General features: G+C 71.3%; 16 protein-coding genes and 1 pseudogene. 15 read left to right on the top strand and 2 right to left on the bottom strand.

Annotated features, from left to right (window positions below):
• Window positions 1–310 precede the first annotated feature (310 nt).
• Window positions 311–1,246, top strand: a complete 936-nt coding sequence (locus tag BM290_RS03350; protein ID WP_093609726.1) for a helix-turn-helix transcriptional regulator — start codon at window positions 311–313, stop codon at window positions 1,244–1,246.
• Window positions 1,247–1,532: 286 nt separating this feature from the next.
• Window positions 1,533–1,868, top strand: coding sequence for an antibiotic biosynthesis monooxygenase (locus BM290_RS03345; protein WP_093609724.1), 336 nt, complete (start codon window positions 1,533–1,535; stop codon window positions 1,866–1,868).
• A gap of 722 nt (window positions 1,869–2,590) precedes the next feature.
• Here the strand turns inward: BM290_RS03345 and BM290_RS51010 are convergent.
• A pseudogene (locus tag BM290_RS51010) lies at window positions 2,591–2,860 on the bottom strand (DUF2231 domain-containing protein); the annotation flags it as partial.
• Window positions 2,861–3,201: 341 nt separating this feature from the next.
• Between BM290_RS51010 and BM290_RS03335 the strand changes: the two are divergent.
• From BM290_RS03335 to BM290_RS03315, 5 genes are all read left to right on the top strand, one after another.
• Window positions 3,202–5,226: a GGDEF domain-containing protein gene (locus BM290_RS03335; protein WP_143133596.1), complete on the top strand. Its 2,025-nt coding sequence runs from the start codon at window positions 3,202–3,204 to the stop codon at window positions 5,224–5,226.
• Between the two features lie 95 nt (window positions 5,227–5,321).
• Window positions 5,322–6,050 (top strand): matrixin family metalloprotease, encoded by a 729-nt coding sequence (locus BM290_RS03330; RefSeq protein ID WP_093609718.1) that lies wholly within the window; start codon window positions 5,322–5,324, stop codon window positions 6,048–6,050.
• Between the two features lie 37 nt (window positions 6,051–6,087).
• On the top strand, window positions 6,088–7,854 hold the full coding sequence (locus BM290_RS03325) for a cellulase family glycosylhydrolase (protein WP_093609716.1): 1,767 nt from the start codon (window positions 6,088–6,090) through the stop codon (window positions 7,852–7,854).
• 68 nt (window positions 7,855–7,922) lie between these two features.
• Window positions 7,923–8,780, top strand: coding sequence for a hypothetical protein (locus BM290_RS03320; protein ID WP_093609714.1), 858 nt, complete (start codon window positions 7,923–7,925; stop codon window positions 8,778–8,780).
• A 78-nt stretch (window positions 8,781–8,858) separates the two neighbouring features.
• The gene (locus BM290_RS03315; RefSeq protein WP_093609712.1) at window positions 8,859–9,236 is read left to right on the top strand and encodes an STAS domain-containing protein; all 378 of its coding nucleotides are present in this window, start codon (window positions 8,859–8,861) and stop codon (window positions 9,234–9,236) included.
• Here the strand turns inward: BM290_RS03315 and BM290_RS03310 are convergent.
• The gene (locus BM290_RS03310; RefSeq protein ID WP_093609950.1) at window positions 9,220–9,882 is read right to left on the bottom strand and encodes a carbonic anhydrase; all 663 of its coding nucleotides are present in this window, start codon (window positions 9,880–9,882) and stop codon (window positions 9,220–9,222) included. The two genes, BM290_RS03315 and BM290_RS03310, sit on opposite strands and share 17 nt — an antisense overlap.
• A gap of 462 nt (window positions 9,883–10,344) precedes the next feature.
• Between BM290_RS03310 and BM290_RS03305 the strand changes: the two genes are divergently transcribed.
• The 8 genes from BM290_RS03305 to BM290_RS03270 all read left to right on the top strand — a co-directional run bounded on the left by BM290_RS03305 (window position 10,345) and on the right by BM290_RS03270 (window position 18,645).
• Window positions 10,345–11,589, top strand: a complete 1,245-nt coding sequence (locus tag BM290_RS03305) for a glycosyltransferase (RefSeq protein WP_093609710.1) — start codon at window positions 10,345–10,347, stop codon at window positions 11,587–11,589.
• Window positions 11,586–13,187, top strand: coding sequence for an ArnT family glycosyltransferase (locus BM290_RS03300; protein ID WP_093609708.1), 1,602 nt, complete (start codon window positions 11,586–11,588; stop codon window positions 13,185–13,187). The genes BM290_RS03305 and BM290_RS03300 overlap by 4 nt, the downstream gene beginning before the upstream one ends.
• A complete protein-coding gene (locus tag BM290_RS03295; protein ID WP_093609706.1) occupies window positions 13,184–14,431 on the top strand; it encodes a glycosyltransferase in 1,248 nt (415 codons plus the stop codon). The genes BM290_RS03300 and BM290_RS03295 overlap by 4 nt, the downstream gene beginning before the upstream one ends.
• The gene (locus BM290_RS03290) at window positions 14,428–16,518 is read left to right on the top strand and encodes a galactose oxidase early set domain-containing protein (RefSeq protein WP_093609704.1); all 2,091 of its coding nucleotides are present in this window, start codon (window positions 14,428–14,430) and stop codon (window positions 16,516–16,518) included. The genes BM290_RS03295 and BM290_RS03290 overlap by 4 nt, the downstream gene beginning before the upstream one ends.
• Complete coding sequence (locus BM290_RS03285) at window positions 16,515–17,042, top strand: hypothetical protein (protein ID WP_093609702.1); 528 nt, start codon at window positions 16,515–16,517, stop codon at window positions 17,040–17,042. The genes BM290_RS03290 and BM290_RS03285 overlap by 4 nt, the downstream gene beginning before the upstream one ends.
• Window positions 17,043–17,125: 83 nt before the next feature.
• Window positions 17,126–17,695, top strand: coding sequence for a GNAT family N-acetyltransferase (locus tag BM290_RS03280; protein ID WP_093609700.1), 570 nt, complete (start codon window positions 17,126–17,128; stop codon window positions 17,693–17,695).
• Window positions 17,696–17,717: 22 nt separating this feature from the next.
• Window positions 17,718–18,245, top strand: coding sequence for a DUF4265 domain-containing protein (locus tag BM290_RS03275; protein ID WP_203779070.1), 528 nt, complete (start codon window positions 17,718–17,720; stop codon window positions 18,243–18,245).
• Window positions 18,246–18,285: 40 nt separating this feature from the next.
• Window positions 18,286–18,645: a hypothetical protein gene (locus BM290_RS03270; protein ID WP_143133595.1), complete on the top strand. Its 360-nt coding sequence runs from the start codon at window positions 18,286–18,288 to the stop codon at window positions 18,643–18,645.
• Window positions 18,646–18,742: the final 97 nt, after the last annotated feature.

Below are 18,742 nucleotides of genomic sequence, written 5' to 3'. Positions count from 1 at the left end.
ACTGCCGGAATTGCCAACCACCGCCGGTCTTTCCACCCGGCATGCTGGCTGGGGCTGTGACAACCGCGACACCCACCGCCCGCGGGCCTGCAGTGAGCTGATGGCCTCGACTCACCGGCGACGGCGGTCTCGGCGGGCTGATGCTCTTGGCGGGCTCATGCTCTTGCAGGTCGGCGGCCTCGGCGGGCTCGGTGGGCTGGTGGTCTCGGCGGCGGTCGTGGGTGGCTGTTGGGTGAGGGCGGCAGTGATCGCGGTGGTGAGCTGACGGAAGGGCGGCAGACTGGTGGAAAGCCCGACCGCGCGAGCACTGATGGCGTTCGAAGCAGTGCAGGGCAGCCCCGGGATCACCGCCGACCGGCTGGCCGAGCGTCTCGGCGGCATCTCCGAACGGGCAGCCCGCCGCTACATCGCCATCCTCCGCGAAGCGGGCATCCCGATCGAGTCGGTCCGCGGCCCCTACGGTGGCTACCGTGTCGGCCGGGGCGCCCGCCCCGCGCCGCTGATCTTCACCCAGGCGGAGGCGCTGGGCCTGGTCATGGCGGTCCTCGACGGCCATCACGCGGCCGGTGACACCACCGATCCGGTGGGAAGCGCGCTGGGCAAGATCGTCCGGGTCCTGCCGGAGTCTCTCGGCACCCAGGTGGAGGCGGTCCGCCGCACCGCGGCGCCCGCGCCCGACCGCTCGGCGGCCAGGCCCGACCCCGAGATCACGTCACGGTTGGTGCAGGCCTGTGCCCAGAATCAGACGGTACGGCTGAGCTACCGTTCCGAGGCCGGCAACGATTCGACGACCGAAGCCGACCCGTGGGCGATCGTGGTCCGGCACGGCCGGTGGTACCTGCTCTGCCACGCCCACCGCCCCGCCGCCCGCCGCGCCTACCGGATCGACCGGGTCACCGGCGTCGACATCCTCCCCACCGTGTTCATCCCCCCGTCCGGGCTGGACCCGGTCGCCGTCCTGGACGAGCACCTGGCCACCGGCTGGGAATACACCGCCGAGATCCTGATCGACGCCACCCCCGGCGAGGTGGCCGAAAGCGCCGGCACCGCCCTCGGCACGCTGACTCCCGGCCCCCACCCCGGAACCACCCTGCTGACCGGCACCACCAGCGCCCCCTACTGGTACGCCCGCCAACTGACCGCCATCCCCGTCCCCTACCGCATCCTCGGCGGCCCCGAGATCGTCACCGCCGCCCGCAACATCGCCACCCGTATGCTCGCCGCCACCGACCCGCCCCCGCCGTAGCCGTTCCCTTGCATCCCGCGACCGGTCTGCGCATGCCGTAGCCGTCGCCCCTACCCGCACAGCGACCGCTCGGCTCCTGTGGCCCGTCATCCTCTGCTCACGGCGACTGTCCGGCTCCTGTGGCCCGTCATCCTCTGCCCGTAACGACCGTTCGGCCCCTGCGACCAGTCATCCTCTGCTCACAGCGACCGTTCGTCGTAACCGTTGCCGTTTGTAGCGGCCGTCACCGTCGAGGGCGGCTGTCGGCGGCCCGAGAATGTCGTAGCCCCCGAGTAGCGTGCGCGGCATGACGGATCCCGAGCAGAGCCGAGACACCGTGCCGGTCATCGAGCTGGCCCGTTTTCATGTGGCCGAGGGTTCCGAGGAGCGGCTGCTCGCCGAGCGACCATCCATGGTGGAGGCGCTGCGGCAGCGCTTCCCCGGTTGTGTCGCCGCCTACCTGACCAGGGAGGACGACGGCGGTTGGCTGGATGTCCTGGTCTGGCGCACCCGTGCCGAGGCGGAGACCGCGGCCCGTGATGCCGCGTCCGTCCCGGAGTGCGCGGCCTGGTTCCGCCACATCACCGAGTCGGGCGGCCTGCGCCACACCGAGATCCGCTCCGCCTGGCCGGCGCTCGCCTGACCGATCCGCCGGGCGGCTCCGATCACACGTTCGAGGAGCAGCCGTGTGATCGCAAGCCGCACGACACCCACCGCCACACCGGTGACCGTTGCGCCCCGACGTCTCCGCCCGGCGACGGCGTAACGCTCGGCGGGTGATCGCTGTGGCGGGGCAGCAGCGGGCCGAGACGATGCCCCGGGGACATCGCCTGTTCCGGTTGGTCGCACCGCTCGCCGCGAGGTCGCGGCCGAGGGCTGGCCCGCCGGTGCGGGTGGTGCTGCTTGCGGTGAGGTGGCGGACGGCGGGCGGCGGTCCGCCGGTGCGGGTGGTGCTGCCTGCGGTGAGGTAGCAGGGGACGGCCGGCCCGCGGTTGGGGGTGTCGGTGTCTGTGTTGGGGCTGCTCGCGGGGAAGGGGCGGTTCGGCGTGGGCTTCCCGTTGGTCGCGGAGGCGGCTGCGGTGGGGCCTGGTGCGGTGAAGTGACGGTTGTCGGGGGAGCGACGGTTGTCGGGGGCCGGCGTGGTGGGGGTGGGGCCGGGGGAGTGACGGTTGTCGGGGGTCGGCGTGGTGGGGGTGGGGCCGGGGGAGTGAGCAGCCGGTTCAGGTCGGTGGGGAGGGTGGCCGCCCGCTGCTGGGCGCCGGCGGGATGGTGGCGTCGGCGGTCGGACACCGGGGCGCCCGGGGCTGCCAGCCGGCCGCTGAACCACGCGCTGAAAGCGGCAGCGGCCAGGCCGGCGATCTCGACCGTGAGGAGGTTCGGGGTGGTGGTGCGGTTCGGGTCGCGGACGCGCATGAGAGTGAGGACGGCGAAGACGAGGAGGACGCCGACGTCGAGGAGCAGCGCCGAGACGAAGAGGCGGACGGTGGCGGGGGCGGTCGCCGCGATGGCGTCGGCGACGGCGGCCAGGGTGGCGAGCAGGCCGCCGCCCAGGCCCGCGACCAGGTTCCAGAAGGCGACCGTGCCGAGCAGGTCCGGCGCGCCGAGCACGGTGGCCAGGTCGAGGACGAAGGCCATCCAGAAGAGGCCGAGCGGGAACATCAGCAGCAACGGCTGCATCCCGTGGCCCGCGAGTCGAAGGCGGCTCTGCATGCGCGGTCCCCCTGTCGTGCTCGCGTGTGTCACCGGACCTACCCAGCCTGGTGCGAACCGTCCGGGAACGGGTGGTCTCGTGCGGGTGATTCGCTGTCCACGCGGGTGATCCGGTCCGGCTCGGCTGCCCCGACCGCTACCGGCGAACGGTGACAGCGGCCGGGTGCGGGGGTGGCCGCGGGTCGGCGTGGTTCAAGAAAAGCTCAAGCCGCGCCTGAGCGGGCCGATGGTTGCGGGGTCGAGCTCAGCCAGGGAGGTGCCGCGTCGTGAAGCGCGAATCCCTTGGCGTGGTGCAGCGGTCGCGGCGGCAGTCGTTGCGGGCGTCGGCCGCCTACGGGGCGGTTCCGGCGGTGCTGGCGGCGGCCTATGCGGCCGGCACCTGGGGTGATCCGCGACGGGCGCCGATGCTGGTCGTCGCGGTGGCGATGGTGGGGCTTGCGGCGTTCGGCTGGACGATGGCGGGCCGCGTCGCGCGGACCCGGTGGTGGATCTGGATCCAGCTGACCGCGGCGGCCGTCAACCTGGCCGGTTCGGCCGCCCTGGGGATTCTCGGCGGGGGTGTGGCGGGGCCGCTGGGCACGTTCATCCCGCTGTCGGTGGTGCTGCTGGCGATCGTGGTCCCGCCCCGGGCGTTTCTGGTGTCGGCCGGGCTGGGCGTTTCGGCGTACGGCTGCGTGCTGCTCTTCGGCGATCCGCCGCCGCCGGGGTATCCGCTGGTCCATGGCCTGGCTTTCGCCTGCGTCGCGTATCTGTGCCTGCGGCATTCGGCGGTGCTGGCGTCGTTGCGGCGGCGGCTGGCCGACAGTTCGCGGACCGATCCGCTGACCGGTTGCCTGAACCGGCGCGGCTTCGACGAGCGGGTGGCCGCCGAGCTGGCCGACGCGGAGCGCGGCGACGGCCCGGTGACCCTGGTGCTGCTGGATCTGGACCATTTCAAAGAGGTCAACGACACGCACGGCCACCGGGCCGGTGACGAGCTGCTGGCCTGGACCGGCCAGGAGCTGCGGGCGGATCTGCGCGCCCACGACGCGGTGGGCCGGCTGGGTGGCGACGAGTTCGCGATGCTGCTGCCGGGGACCGACGCGGCGGACGCGGAGATCGTGGTGGATCGGCTGCGGCAGCGGTTGCGCGGGTGCGCGCCGGCGAGTCTGGGGTCGGCGACGTTCCCCGGTGACGCGGCCGATTTCGCCGGGCTGCTGGTGGCCGCGGATCAGCGGTTGTACCGGGACAAGGCGGCCCGGGTGCGCCGGGCGCCGACGGCCGCGGCGGTGGCCGGGGCGCGTTCCGGGGTCCGCCCGTCCGGTCCGGTCGCGGCGGTGGAGGCGCGGGAGCGGCGGCGGCACTCGATCGCCGACCCGGGCTGGATGTCGATGACGCAGACGGTGGTGGCGCTGGTCTATGTGGTGCTGGGCGGGAACGATCACCCGCACCGGACCGGCATGGTGGCGCTGTCGCTGTGGGGTTTCCTGACCGGGCTCGCCGTGGTGGCGGGCGCCGACTGGCTGAGCCGGTCGCGTCTGGCCCGGCCGTTGATGCTGGCGTTCGCGCTCAGCGCGTTCGTGAGCTGTGCGGCGATCGCCACGCTGGACGGCGGGGTGGATCAGCCGGTGGGGATCGGGGTGCTGATCTCGATTCCACTGCTGATGCTGGGCATGCGGCCGGAGGTGGCCGGGCCGGTGGCGCTGGCCGCCGGCGGGCTGTATCTGCTGGTGGGGCTGCGGGTCGGTGACGTCGACGGCTGGTATCTGGCGGTGCAGATGCTGGAGATGGCGGCCGCGGCGACGGCGTGCGCGTTGCAGGGCCGGGCGGCGGCCGGGCAGCGGCGGATGCTGACCAGGCTGTCGCGGGTGGACGTGCTGACCGATGTGCTGAACCGGCGTGGTTTCGCGGAGCGGTTCGCGGCGGAGGTGGCGCACAGCCGGCGGATCGGCCGGGACGCCGCGCTGCTGGTCCTCGACCTGGACGGGTTCAAGCAGCTCAACGACGCGCGGGGGCATGCCGCCGGGGACGACCTGCTGCGCTGGGTGGCGGCGACGTTGCGTGCCCGCGTGCATGCGCACGACATCGTGGGGCGGCTCGGCGGCGACGAGTTCGTGGTCCTGCTGACCGATGGCGGCGACGCGTCCGGGGTGGCCGCGGAGCTGCGCACGGTGCTGGGCGAGCGGACCGGTGTGAGCGTCGGCGCCGCTGTCCTGGGGGTGGACGGCGACGACTTCGACAGCCTCTACGCCGCCGCCGACGCCCGTCTCTACCTGCAGAAGAAGCCCGTGCAGAGGTACGTCCGGAGCTGACCGTCGTGGCAACCGGTCTGCACCCGGCGGCCACCCCGGACGGCACCCCCGGCGATCACAGAATGGGTCCTCCCTTCGATCGATCGGACCCCCGTATGAAGCGCGTACTGCTCCTGCTCGCCGCGGTGTCGACCCTGGTGGCGGCCCAGCCCGGGGTGGCTCTGGCGGCCGCCGGCAGCGCGAAGGCGTACGCCTTCATGAGCCAGGCCCACGGCAGCGGCCTGATCGCCCGGTGGAACCCGTGCGGCGGCGCCATCGACTACCGGGTCAACCTGGACCGGGCGCCGAAGGGCTCGCTGGCCGAGGTGAAGACGACGTTCAGCCGGATCGCTGCGGCCACCGGCCTGACGTTCCGCTATGCCGGGACGACCGACGTGATCCCGCAGGCGAACTCCGGCTACCGGGGCGCGTACCCGGCGGGCACCGAGATCGTGATCGCCTGGGCGACGCCCGGCAAGCACAGCAAATGGCTGCCGGCGGGGACCCGGGTGCTGGGCATGGGCGGGGGCTCGTGGCAGACCGCGTACTCGGCGTCCGGCGGTGACGCGCTGATGATGCTCTCCGGCTCGGTGGTGCTGAACGCGACGTCGGTGAAGTCGCTGGCCCGTGGTTTCGGGGCGTCGGGCAGCGGCACGACGGGCGCGGTGCTGATGCACGAGATCGGCCACGCGATCGGCCTGGCCCACCCGGAGCAGAACGACCGCAACCAGATCATGTTCCACACCATCACCTCGAAGAAGGCGGTGTGGGGCGCCGGTGACCTGGCTGGGCTGCGCAAGCTGGGCACGTCGGCGGGCTGTCTGTATACGCAGCGCCCGGCATAGTGGTTGCCGATGGTGAACAAGTGATTACCTTCGATGTATGCGGGCCTTCTTCCTGGCACTTCTGCTGGTGGTCGCGGGTCTCGCGGCGCCGGCGCGACCGGCTGCCGCCGCCGCACCCACCGACATCCACGGTCGCGAGATCGTCCTGCGCGGCTTCAACGTCTCGGGCAGCACCAAGCTGTACGAGAACGGACTCCTCCCGTTCCGCAGCACCGCCGACGCGGCGGCCGCGGCTGCCCAGATGCGCGAGCTCACCGGCGCCAACGCGATCCGCTTCCTGATCAGCTGGGAGGGGGTGCAGCCGGCCCGCGACCGGATCGACACCGCCTACCTGGACCGGGCCGCCGACCAGATCCGCCAGTTCACCGGCCGGGGCATCCGGGTGCTGCTCGACTGGCACCAGGACCTGTACTCGGCGCACCTGTTCGACCCGGACAGCTGGTACACCGGCGACGGCGCGCCGAAGTGGGTGATCGACGCCGCGGCCTACCCCGACGAGTCGTGCGGCATCTGCCTGCTGTGGGGGCAGAACATGATGAACAACGGCGCGGTACGGGCGGCCGCGTACGACTTCTGGCGCAACCGCTCCGGCGTGCAGGACGCCTACCTCACGCAGGCCCGCGCCGCCCTCACCCACCTGCGGTCCCGCGTCGACTACCCGATGATGCTGGGTGTCGACCCGTTCAACGAGCCGTTCGACGGCGGGCTGGACGGCGGCTCCGGGACCACCTGGGAGACCACCTACCTGCTGCCGTTCTACCAGCGGTTCCGGGCCGTGATGGACGCGACCGGCTGGTCGTCGCTGCCGCTCTACGCCGAGCCGCTGGTCTTCTGGAACACCGGGTTCTTCGAGCAGGGCGGCCTGTCCACGGCCGGTCAGCTGGGCTCGCGCTACGTGTTCAACAGCCACTACTACGACGGCTCACGGATGACGCTGGACCCGTCGGCGGCGGGAGACGGCACGTACACCGTGGCGATGAACCGGATCCGGGACCGTGCCACCGCTCTCGGGACGACGGCGTTCGTGTCCGAGTTCGGCAACGCCGTGTCCGGCACGGGCAGCAGCTCCCGTACCCCGTGGATGGTCCGTTCGATGTATCAGGGCCTCGACTCGCGGCTGTCCGGCGCCTCGTTCTGGAACGGCGCGGCCGGCTCCGGGCAGGTGCTGTCGTCGACCCAGTGGCACTGGGACGTCTACAGCGGCAAGCATCGGGAGCTGATGAACTTCAACCCGGACAAGGTGCAGACCACCGGGGACGCGTGGAACGGCGAGGACCACTCGGTGATCGCGAACGGGGCGCTGCGCCTGGACCGGCGGGTGCTGGACCGGCTCTACCCGAGCGCGGTGGCCGGGAGCACGATCGCGTTCGCCTACGAGGACCTGGCCCGGGACGGGTTCGCCGGCGCGGGACGGCAGCAGGCGTGGCTGACCGTGCCGTCCCGGCTGCCCGCGATCGCCGGGCTGGTCGCCGGCCGGCAGTACGGGGTGCTGGTCTGGCGCGAGCCGGCGGCACCGCCGGGCGCGCCGACCGAGCTGCACCTGCCCGGGTCGTTCCCGTCCGCGCGTACCGTCGTGGTCTCCGATCTCGGCGCCGTCGCCGGGGTGCCGGCGAGCGGACCGGTCGCGGTGACCACCGAGGTCGGCGCGGCCACCGCCCGGCGGCTGCTGCTCGACGCGACCGGGTCGGCGCCGGGCCGGGTGCACGTGGCGCTGGTGGTCAACGCCTCCGACACGGCGACGGTGCCGGCCGCCACCCTGACCGCCGTCCGCACCGAACTGCTGGCGTGGGCGGCCGGTTTGTGACTCCGTCTCGTCTATGACATGACTTCTGCGACTGTGGGCGCACCCCGGGAGGCTGGGATCCTGGTTCGATGAACGTCCAGGTGCTGCCGATCACGTCCGCCGACGTGCCCCGGGTCGCCCACTTCCTGCACGCCCATCTGAACACCCGGCTCAGCGCCGACCTTTGGGCCCGCGCGATCACCCCGCCGTGGAAGTCGGCGGCCCCCAATCACGGGTTCATGCTCCTCGCCGCCGGTCTGGTGGTCGGTGTCTACCTGGCCTTCTACACCGAGCGCACGGTCGGCGGGACCCGGCAGCGGTTCTGCAACCTGGGCGGCTGGTGCGTGCTCCCGCGATACCGGCTGCTCAGCGTCAAACTGCTGCGGGCCCTGCTCGGGCAGGAGGGCTACCACTTCACCGATCTGACGCCGAGCGGCAGCGTGATCCCGATCAACGAGCGTCTCGGTTTCCGGCATCTGGAGAGCGAGCTGCTCGCCGTACCCCATCTGCCGTTGTCCCTGCCGTTGCCCGGGCGGGTGGTCACGTCGGATCCGCGCCGCATCGAGGACCTGCTGGCCGGTGATGATCTGCAGCTCTATCTGGATCACCGGGAGGCGCTCGCGGCCCGGCATGTGGTGCTCGCCGACCGGTCCGGGGTGTGTCACGTGGTGTTCCGGCACGACCGTCCGAAGAACCTGCCGCTGTTCGCCTCGCTCGTGCACGTCAGCGATCGGCGGGTGTTCCGCCGGATGTTCCGGGCGTTCACCGGTCACCTGCTGATCCGGCACGGGCTGCCGGTGACGCTGCTGGAGCCGCGGGTCGCCGGTTTCCGGCCGCGCGGCGCAATCCGGGTGCCCACCGACCGCCGCCGGATGTTCCGCAGCGACTCCCTGCAGCCGCATCAGATCGATCTTCTCTACAGTGAGCTCGTCTGTGTTCCGTTTTGAGGTGCGCCATTGTTGGCTCGGTCACGGTGTCATCGGGATTTCGGCTCCCGGACACATTTCCCGGGTACGACTTCAGGTATGACCGACCCACGGTACGAAATCGAGCGCACCAACCACCGGAACGGATCCACCGTCCAACTGCACCTGATCGGCGCCTTCGACCGGGACGCCCACAAGGTGCTGCGCGCCGGGATGCGGGACGCGTTCGCCTCCGGCCGGCGCGGTCACCGTGTGATCATCGACATGACGCGGGTGGAGACGATCGGCAGTGAATGCATCGAGCTGTTGCTGATCGGCTACACCCGCGCCATGCGTGGTGGCCACGGCTACGACATCGTCAACGCTCAGGGCCATGTGCGGCAGGCGCTGGCCATGACCGGCCTCTGCGAGCCGTCACCCGTTCCGCACACTCTGTATGCGCCGGCCTGGGCCGACGACCTCAGTGGACAAGTGTGACGAGTCCGGTCTCCAGGTCGTAACGGGCGCCGACCACCCGGGCCGCGCTGTGGGCCACGATCTCACTGCGGGTGACCAGGGCTGACACCTGCGCCCGGATGTTCGCCACGACCGCCTTGTCCACGCCGTCCGGGTCGTCGACGAATGGGGCGACGACCGGGCGCAGCGCGTCCACGACGGCGGCGATGTGGCCCGGGGCCTCGCCGCCGGTCCGGATGGCGTTGAGAGTGGCCGAGACGGCGCCGCAGCGCTCGTGACCGAGCACGACGATCAGCGGCGGGGCGAACTCCTCGACCGCGTACTCGATGCTGCCGAGCAGCAGGTCGTCGACGATGTTGCCGGCGACCCGGTTGTCGAAGAGGTCGCCGACGCCCTGGTCGAAGAGGATCTCCGGGGCGACCCGCGAGTCGGCGCAGCCCAGGATGATCGCGGACGGGTGCTGGCCGGCGGCCACCTCGCGGATCCGGGCCGGGGTCTGATGGGGGTGCCGGCCGTGGCCGGTGACGAACCGGCGGTTGCCGGCCAGGAGCTGCTCCAGGGTGGTCGCCGGATGGGCGGCCCGGGCGGCCGGCGCCAGGGCGATCGATCCGGCGAGGGCGCCGCCGACGGCGAAGAACGACCGGCGGCGAAGCGATGAGTCCAGCATCGTGTGCTCCAAAGAGAGAGGGACGGCCCCATCTTGCTCCCGATGATCAACCACGCCCAGTAACTATCGCGATCAAGACATGCAGATCCTGCAATAGTCGGCAAATCGGGCGCATGGTGCTTTTTTCGATGGGCATGACCATCATTCCCCCGGACGCGTGACGCGGGAAAGAGCCGACATGTCTTATGTTCTTTCAGCGGTCCCGGTGGCCGTCGCCCGGTCGCGTCCCGACGCTTGCGACGGGGCGTTCCGCGTACCCGGACATTGTTTTTCGGCAATGATGTCCGTCGCCGTTCCGACAGTTGTTTCGAGAGAATCACATTCGAGGCGGCTCACCGGAAAGCGGGAATCGCCGAGATCGACTTGAATTGAGCGCCGGCATTCGCGATAGGGTCGGCCCGCTCCATTTTTGGAGTCGTATTCCCTCATTGCTGAAAGGCGACGACCTTGGCTGCCGCCGTCATGATTCTCATCTCCGCCGTGCTGGCCACGTTCGCGGCGGTGACCCTCTGGTGGACGATGCACGCGTGGCGTACCCCGGAGACCCTCGCCGCCACCCGCTTCGCGGAGCCGGACGGTGACCACCGGCTGACGTTCTCCCTGCTGCTTCCGGCACGGCACGAGCAGGCCGTGCTGGAACACACCATCCAGCGTCTGCTCCGCTCCACCCATCAGGGCTACGAGATCATCGTCATCGTCGGGCACGACGACCCGGACACGGCGGCGGTGGCCCACGCCGCGGCCGCGAAGGCGCCCGGCCGGGTGCTGGTCGTCACCGACCACAACGAGGTGAAGAACAAGCCCCGTGCTCTGAACACCGCGCTGCCGTTCGTCCGCGGCGACGTGGTCGGTGTCTTCGACGCCGAGGACCAGGTGCACCCGGACCTGCTGGAACACGTCGACCACGCGTTCCGCTCGACCGGCGCCGACGTCGTCCAGGGCGGTGTGCAGCTGATCAACTTCGACTCCAGCTGGTACAGCCTGCACAACTGCCTGGAGTACTTCTTCTGGTTCCGCAGCCGCCTGCACCTGCACGCCGACAAGGGCTTCATCCCGCTCGGCGGCAACACCGTCTTCGTCCGCTCCGACGTGCTGCGCACCGCCAACGGCTGGGACGGCACCTGCCTGGCCGAGGACTGCGACCTCGGCGTGCGGCTGTCCAGCCGGGGCGCCAAGGTGACCGTCGCCTACGAGGCGTCGCTGGTCACCCGCGAGGAGACCCCGGACACCATCGGCAGCCTGCTCAAGCAGCGCACCCGCTGGAACCAGGGCTTCCTGCAGGTGCTGCGCAAGGGGGAGTGGCGGCGGCTGCCGTCGTTCGGCCAGCGGCTGCTGGCCCGATACACCCTGCTCGGCCCGTTCTTCCAGGCGTTCTCCGGCATCGCGATCCCGATCGGCATCGCCGTCGCGATCCTCGCCGACCTGCCGATCGGCATCGCCCTGGCCACCTTCGTGCCGGTGGTGCCGATGGCCGCCAACATCGTCTTCCAGACCGTCGGCCTGCGCGACTTCGGCAAGCAGTACGACCTGAGGATCACCCCGGTCCACTATGCCCGGCTCATCCTCGGCGCGTTGCCGTACGCGCTGGTCCTCAGCGTCGCCGCGCTGCGCGCCGTGTGGCGTGAGTACACCGGCCGCCGCAACTGGGAGCTGACCACTCATGTCGGCGCCCACATCAACGCCAACGCCGAGGCGGGTGCCGCATGACCACCACCACATCGCTGATCCCCAAGGCGCGAGGCACGCTGGACCGGACGTCGCCGACGCGGGAGCTGGTCCCGGTCGTCCCGCCCCGGGTGGTACGCCGCCGCGAGCTCACCGGCGGCGAGGGCCTGCTCGCGGGCCTGCTGACCACGCTGGTGATCGTCGTCCTGACGGTGAACATCAGCGGCTTCCCGATGGCCAGCGACGACGAGGGCACCTACCTGGCGCAGGCCTGGGCGGTCGCCACCGGCAAGGGCCTGGCCCACTACACCTACTGGTACGACCACCCGCCCCTGGCCTGGATCCAGCTGGCCGCCCTCTCCTGGATCCCCGACCTGTTCGGCGTCACCGGCCCGGCGGTCACGGCCGGCCGGGTCGCGATGATCCCGGTGGTGGCGGCCTGCCTGCTGCTCGTCTACCTGATCTGCCGCCGGCTCGGCATGGGCATCCGCGCCTCCGCGATCGGCCTGCTGATCTTCGGCCTGTCGCCGCTGACCATCACCATGTACCGCGAGATCTACCTGGACAGCTTCGCCGTCGCCTGGATGCTCGGCGCGCTCGCCCTGGTGCTGTCGCCACGCCGCAACCTGTGGCACTACACCGCGGCCGGGGCGGCCACCGCGATCGCCGTGCTCAGCAAGGAGACCATGCTGGTCACGCTGCCCGCCGTCGCGGTGGCCCTGTGGCAGAACGCGGCCCGCAGCTCCACCCGGCCGTGGGCGGTCGGCGGCTACCTCAGCGGTCTCGTGCTGGTCGGCGTCTTCTACCCGCTCTACGCGGTGCTGCGCGGCGAGCTGTTCCCCGGGCCGGGACACGTGTCGCTGATCGGCGCCTGGCAGTTCCAGCTCGCCAACCGGTCCGGCACGGGCAGCGTGTTCACGCCCGGCTCCGGGTCGTACGAGCTGGTCCAGTCGTGGCTGTTCTACGACCCGGTGATCCTGGTGGCCGGCCTGCTCGCCACGGCGGCGGCGCTGTTCGTACGCCGTCTGCGCCCCGCCGCCGTCGCCGCGCTCATCCTCGTGCTGGTGGCGATCCGTCCCGGCGGCTACCTGCCGGCCATGTACGTGGTCCAGCTCCTCCCGTTCTTCGCGATCGTCACCGCCGGGATGCTGGACGTAGCCGCCCGGGCCGTGCCCCGCGATCGCCGCTGGTGGCGTCCCGCGCTGGCGACCGTGGCCGTGCTGCTCGCCGCGATGCTGATCGGACCGCGCTGGGTGGCCGGTAACCACCGCAACCTGACCGTCGACGACAACGCCGGCTACACGGCCGCCGCCGAGTACCTGCACACGTCCCTGCCGGACCGGGCGAACGCCACCGTGGTCACCGACGACGTGCTGTGGCTCGACTGCGTCGACGCCGGCATCCCCCGGGAGCAGGTCATCTGGTTCTACAAGCTCGACCTCGACCCGGCCGTGCAGGCCCGCCTGCCGAACGGCTGGCGCGACGTCGACTACCTGATCTCGACGCCCGCGCTGCGCCAGGACCCCAGCACGCTGCCGCTGGTCACCGCCCTGCTGACGCACTCGACGCTGGAGGCCTCGTTCGGCCCGGCCGACGCGCGCATCGAGATCCGCCGCATCGACAAGGAGGATCCCGCATGACCACCCAGGCACAGGGCCGGGCGGCCGTCGGCGTGCCGCACCAGGCCACCGTCACACCCGGCGAGAAGACGTTGTCGCTGGCCGGGTACCGCGCGTCCGGGCGCACCCGGGCGGTGCTGCCCGGCGAGATCGGCGTCCGGCCCGGCCCGGCCACGCTGCGGCAGAGCATCATCGTTCCGACCTACAACGAGCGCGACAACGTGACCGCCCTGCTGGCCCGGCTCGCCGCGGCCCTGCCGCACGACGGCACCGAGATCGTGTTCGTCGACGACAGCACCGACGGCACCCCGGAGGCGATCGAGGAGGCCGCCCGGCACTGTCCGATCGCGATCACCGTCCATCACCGGGAGCAGGGCGAGGGCGGTCTCGGCGGCGCCGTGGTCGAGGGCATGCGCCTGGCCCGCGGTGAGTGGGTCGTCGTGATGGACGCCGACCTGCAGCACCCGCCGGAGATCGTGCCCGACCTGATCGCGGCCGGCCTGCGCGACGGTGCCGACCTGGTCGTCGGCAGCCGGTACGCCGGCGGCGGCGACACCGGCGGACTGGCCGACGGCTACCGCAAGCTGGTGTCGCGCGGCTCGACGCTGCTGGTCAAGACCCTGTTCCGGAACAGCCTGCTGGCCGTCAGCGACCCGATGAGCGGCCTCTTCGCGATCCGGGCCAGCTCGCTGGACGCCACCACGCTCCGGCCGCTCGGCTACAAGATCCTGCTGGAGCTGATCGTCCGCAACCGGCCCGGCCGGATCGTCGAGGTGCCCTACGGCTTCCAGGCCCGCCACGCCGGCGAGTCCAAGTCGACAGCCGCCGAGGGCGTCCGCTTCCTCAAGCACGTCGCCGGGCTGCGGTTCGGCCCGGCCCGGCTGCGGATGCTGGCCTTCGCGCTGATCGGGCTCTCCGGGCTGCTGCCCAACCAGGCGATCCTGTGGGCGCTGCTGCACCTCACCGACGTGCACTACACGGCCGCCGCGGTGGCCGCCAACGTGGTCGCGGTCGGCTGGAACTTCGTGCTGACCGACACGCTGCTCTACCGCAACCACCGGCGGCGCGGCCCGGCCGGCCGGTTCGCGCGGTTCTTCCTGATGGGCAACGCCGACCTGCTGTTGCGCATCCCGCTGCTGGCCCTCCTGGTCAGCGGCCTGCACCTGGGCGTGCTGGCCGGCAACCTGCTGACCCTCGTCGCGTCCTTCGTCGTCCGATTCCTGATCTCCGACAGGGTGATCTACCGAGCGGGAAAGAAGCCATGAACCGATCACGACCGCTGATGAGCCGCAGCAACCGGCTCCACATAGCTCAATTCCTGGTGCTCACGCTCGTACTCTTCCTGGCCCTGCCGGACCGCCCGGCCTCGGCCGGCGCCAACCTGATCGCCAACCCCGGCCTGGAATCGCTGGCCGCCGACGGCTTCCCGGTCTGCTGGGAGCAGTCCGGCTGGGGCGCCAACGGCCACACCTTCGCGCTGAGCACCGACGCGCACAGCGGCGCCCGATCGATGTCGGTCACCCTGACCACGGCCGGCCAGGGCGACCGCAAGGCGATGATGCTGGAGGACACCTCCTGCGCGCCGAACGTCACCCCGGGGCACCAGTACGACCTGTCCGCCTGGTACAAGACGACCACCGCGAACACGGTGATGACCGTGTTCCGGCACGACGTCGCACAGGGCTGGGTCTACTGGACCGACCTGGCCACGCTCCCGGTCACCACCACCTGGACCAAGCGGACCGTGCGCACCCCGCAGATCCCGGCGAACACCGACCAGATCGTCTGGGGCGTCACCATCTACGGCAACGGCACCCTGAAGACCGACGACTACACCATGGTCGACGCCACCCAGACCGTGCCGGACGAATCGTGCAGCGCCGGCGACAAGTGCGTCAAGGGCGACTGGCAGGTCATGCCGTTCCAGTCGTCGGTGCGGGCCATCCACGCCGTGGTGCTGCGCAACGGCAACGTGCTGCTGATCGCCGGCTCCGGCAACGACCCGGCCGCGTTCGCCGCCAAGACGTTCACCACCGCCATCTACAAACCCGGGACCGGCCAGTTCACCGCGGTGCCGACGCCCGAGGACCTGTTCTGCTCCGGGCACGTGCAGCTCAAGGACGGCCGGGTGCTGGTCATGGGCGGCAACAAGGACTACCCGGCCGCGGACGGCAGCCACGGCTACAAGGGGTTGAAGAACTCGTACATCTTCGACCCGGCGACCAGCGCCTACACCCGGGTCAACGACATGACCGCCGGCTCCTGGTACCCGTCGGCGACGGTCCTCGGCAACGGTGACGTGATCTCGCTCGGCGGGCTCGGCGAGGACTCCCACGGCATGGTCGCCACCCAGTACTTCAACTCCGCCCAGCAGCGCTGGCTCGGGCTCAACGAGGCCAACCAGACCTGGAACTTCTGGGGCCTCTACCCGTCGATGATCCTGATGCAGGACGGCCGCCTCTTCTACACCGGCAGCCACGTCTTCGGCAACGGCACCCCCGGCAGCGGCGCGTCCATCTACGACTACCCGACCAGCACCATCACGCCGGTCCCCGGGCTGCGCAAGAAGGACGAACGCGACCAGTCGATGAGCGTCCTGCTGCCCCCGGCCCAGGACCAGAAGGTCCTCACCATGGGCGGCGGCAACATCGAGACCAACCCGGACGCGCACCGGCTCACCGACCTCATCGACCTCAAGCAGGCCTCACCGGCGTACACCGCCGGTCCGCAGATCCCGCAGGGCACCATGACCGGCGGCGTCGCGCAGACCGGAGACCAGGGCAAGATGTACGTGTCCGCGGTCCTGCTCCCGGACGGCAAGGTCTTCGAGACCGGCGGCGCGCTGCACAACCGGGCCGACCCCGTCTACGAGGCGTCCATGTACGACCCGGCCACCAACACGTTCACCGCCGGCATGGCCACCGACCCGGTGCCGCGCGGCTACCACTCGTCGGCGTTCCTGCTGCCCGACGGCCGGGTGATGGCGGTCGGCGACAACCCGGGCAACGGCACGTTCGACAAACGCGTCTCGGTCTACTCGCCGCCGTACCTCTTCAAGGGCGCCCGCCCGCAGATCACCGGCCTGTCCACGCCGAACTGGGCGTACGGCAGCTCCAACACGATCACCGTGGACGGCCCGATCCTGAAGGCCGAGCTGATCCGCCCGGCCGCCGTGACCCACTCCAGCGACCCGAACCAGCGGTTCGTCGACCTGCCGATGACGGTCAACGGCAACTCGATCAGCCTGAACCTGACCAGCAACCCCAACCTGGCGCCGCCCGGCTGGTACATGCTGTTCGTGGTCGGCACCAACGGCGTCCCGTCGGTTGCGAAGTGGGTGAAGGTCGGATGACCCGGACACGTATCGCCGCGCTGAGCCTCGCCGCGGCCGCCCTGGTGAGCGGCGCGACGTGGGCGCTCACCACCCGGCCGGCGCCCGCCACCTTCGGCGAGGGCCGCGGGACGACCGAGGTCGCCGCGCAGCAGACGCTTCCGGCCGGCCCGTCACCCGTCGTGCCGTCCTCCGTGGCGCCGCCCGCGACAGAGAAAGCGCCGGCGGTGACGGAGAAGGCGCCCGGCAAGGCGGGGAAGCACGCCACCCCGGCGCCGTTCGTGCAGACCTTCGCCGCGCAGCCGGGCGTCACCCGGCAGAAGGCGAAACGCAAGCCGACAGCCCCGGTCAAGGTGGCCCCGACGGTCGACGGCTGCGATCGCAACTACGGCACCGTCGCCCAGTGCATCCCGGTGCGGTTCCCGGAGGGCGTCACCGACAAGTGCGCCTGGTTGCGCGACCACGGATACCAGGCGGTCAAGGTGGCCGCCAAGGACCGGCAGGGGCTCGACCCGGACCACAACGGCGTCATCTGCGACAGATGAGCCCGGGTGCGGGGCACGGTGGGCGTGCCCCGCACCCCGGTAAACCCGTCGCCGGCGCGGCGGCCGTGTGTGATCGTGTGCGGATGCCGCAACCAGTCCTGCGTACCGAGCGGATGATCCTCCTGCCGCTCACCGACGAGCACCTCGAACTGGAGGTCGAACTCGACGCCGACCCGGAGGTGTTGCGCTATCTGGACGGCCGGGCGCGCACCCGCGAGGAGGTCGTCGAGTACCACGCGAAGCGGATGGACCTGGGCCGCCGGGTGGACGGGCTCGGCTACTGGGTGGCGTTCGGGCCGGGCGACGACTTCATCGGCGTCATGATGCTGCCACCGGCCGGCGAGGAGTCGGTCGCCGAGCTCGGCTACCGGCTGGCCCGCCGGCACTGGCGTCGTGGCTACGCCGTGGAGGCGTCCCGGGAACTGCTGCGGCACGGCTTCGAGACGGCCAGGCAGAGCCGGATCATCGCCCAGACCATGACCGTCAACGCCGGCTCCCGGGCCGTGATGGCCAAGGCCGGGCTCCGCTACCAGCGGACGTTCTTCCCCGACTACCCGCCGATCCCCGGGTCCGAGGAGGGCGAGGTGGAGTATGCGATCACCCGCGACGAATGGCTCACACTCAGCCGTACGCCCGAGCCCGGCACCACCTGATCTTCTGGGACACTACGTTCCCGTGCGAACGGGTGAGGTCGGGTACGGGGTGGCGATGGCAGCGGTCGAGGTGCACTTCGATCTGCCGCGCGACGGTCACGACTGGCCGCCGGTCGAGGTGGAGAGCCTCTGGGGTGAGACAGTCGGCGGCGACGTGGTGCGGCTGACCAATGTGCCCTGGTTCGTGCGCGGCGTGTCCAGCGGCGACCTGGTCCGGGTCGAGGCCGACGCCGACGGCGTGCTCTGGGCCGCCGAGCATCTCGAAGGCTCCGGCAGCTGCACCATCCGGGTCGTCCCCTCGCACAGCGGGCCCCTGCGCGGCTCCCACCAGCGGGTGCTCGACGCGTTCGAGCCGTTCGGCGTGACCGGCGAGGGCATCCGGGAGTACGGGCTGGTCGCCCTCGAGGTGCCGCCGACCGCCGACCTGGCCGGAGTCCAGCGGGTGCTCCGGGCGGGCGCCCGCGACGGCTGGTGGGACTACGAGGAGGGCTGCGTCAGCGACGCGTGGACCGCCGTGGCGCGGGGATCCTCAGCAAAACCGGTTCAGTGAACCGGTGTAGGGCGGGCGCATCGAGGGAACCCATGTACGCATGTCGATTGATAGTGGAGACCCGGTGACCTGCCCCGCCCGTGTCACGCTCGACGCGGCACAGCTGGCCTTCTTCGACGCGCTCCCCGCCGAGGCGCCGAGCGTGCAGTCGGAACTCGGCTGCGAACTCGAACTCGGCCACGAAGGCTCCCACGCCGCTCTCGGCCAGCAGGTCGACGCCACGATGTGGTGGATCCAGTGGACCCTCAGCGCCTCGGAGATCAACCCGTACACCTGGTGCCCGGGCCGCGGGTCCGCCCCCGTCGTCAACCGGGACGAGCTCGACTGCTCCCTGTTCATGGGGCACCCGGGTGAGCACTCCTCGCCCGGGCGGTCCCGGCAGGCGAGTCACGCCTCCTGAAGCGATTCAGTTGCGGTCCTGCGCGGTGGCCCCGACCGGTCGATCAGCCGTCTCGGTCTCGCCGGGAGCGATCGCCCGGCCCCGTCCGAGGCGACGA

This window comes from Actinoplanes philippinensis (assembly GCF_900113015.1).
Taxonomy (GTDB): domain Bacteria; phylum Actinomycetota; class Actinomycetes; order Mycobacteriales; family Micromonosporaceae; genus Actinoplanes; species Actinoplanes philippinensis.
The sequence above is the reverse complement of the archived record's forward strand: the minus strand, read 5'-3'. Positions and strand labels throughout refer to the sequence as shown.

Coding starts and splice junctions, on each gene's coding strand:
- BM290_RS03350 (WP_093609726.1), top strand. CDS start 311: ATGGCGTTCGAAGCAGTGCAGGGCAGCCCCGGGATCACCGCCGACCGG.
- BM290_RS03345 (WP_093609724.1), top strand. CDS start 1,533: ATGACGGATCCCGAGCAGAGCCGAGACACCGTGCCGGTCATCGAGCTG.
- BM290_RS03330 (WP_093609718.1), top strand. CDS start 5,322: ATGAAGCGCGTACTGCTCCTGCTCGCCGCGGTGTCGACCCTGGTGGCG.
- BM290_RS03325 (WP_093609716.1), top strand. CDS start 6,088: ATGCGGGCCTTCTTCCTGGCACTTCTGCTGGTGGTCGCGGGTCTCGCG.
- BM290_RS03320 (WP_093609714.1), top strand. CDS start 7,923: ATGAACGTCCAGGTGCTGCCGATCACGTCCGCCGACGTGCCCCGGGTC.
- BM290_RS03315 (WP_093609712.1), top strand. CDS start 8,859: ATGACCGACCCACGGTACGAAATCGAGCGCACCAACCACCGGAACGGA.
- BM290_RS03310 (WP_093609950.1), bottom strand. CDS start 9,882: ATGCTGGACTCATCGCTTCGCCGCCGGTCGTTCTTCGCCGTCGGCGGC.
- BM290_RS03305 (WP_093609710.1), top strand. CDS start 10,345: ATGATTCTCATCTCCGCCGTGCTGGCCACGTTCGCGGCGGTGACCCTC.
- BM290_RS03300 (WP_093609708.1), top strand. CDS start 11,586: ATGACCACCACCACATCGCTGATCCCCAAGGCGCGAGGCACGCTGGAC.
- BM290_RS03295 (WP_093609706.1), top strand. CDS start 13,184: ATGACCACCCAGGCACAGGGCCGGGCGGCCGTCGGCGTGCCGCACCAG.
- BM290_RS03290 (WP_093609704.1), top strand. CDS start 14,428: ATGAACCGATCACGACCGCTGATGAGCCGCAGCAACCGGCTCCACATA.
- BM290_RS03285 (WP_093609702.1), top strand. CDS start 16,515: ATGACCCGGACACGTATCGCCGCGCTGAGCCTCGCCGCGGCCGCCCTG.
- BM290_RS03280 (WP_093609700.1), top strand. CDS start 17,126: ATGCCGCAACCAGTCCTGCGTACCGAGCGGATGATCCTCCTGCCGCTC.
- BM290_RS03270 (WP_143133595.1), top strand. CDS start 18,286: ATGTCGATTGATAGTGGAGACCCGGTGACCTGCCCCGCCCGTGTCACG.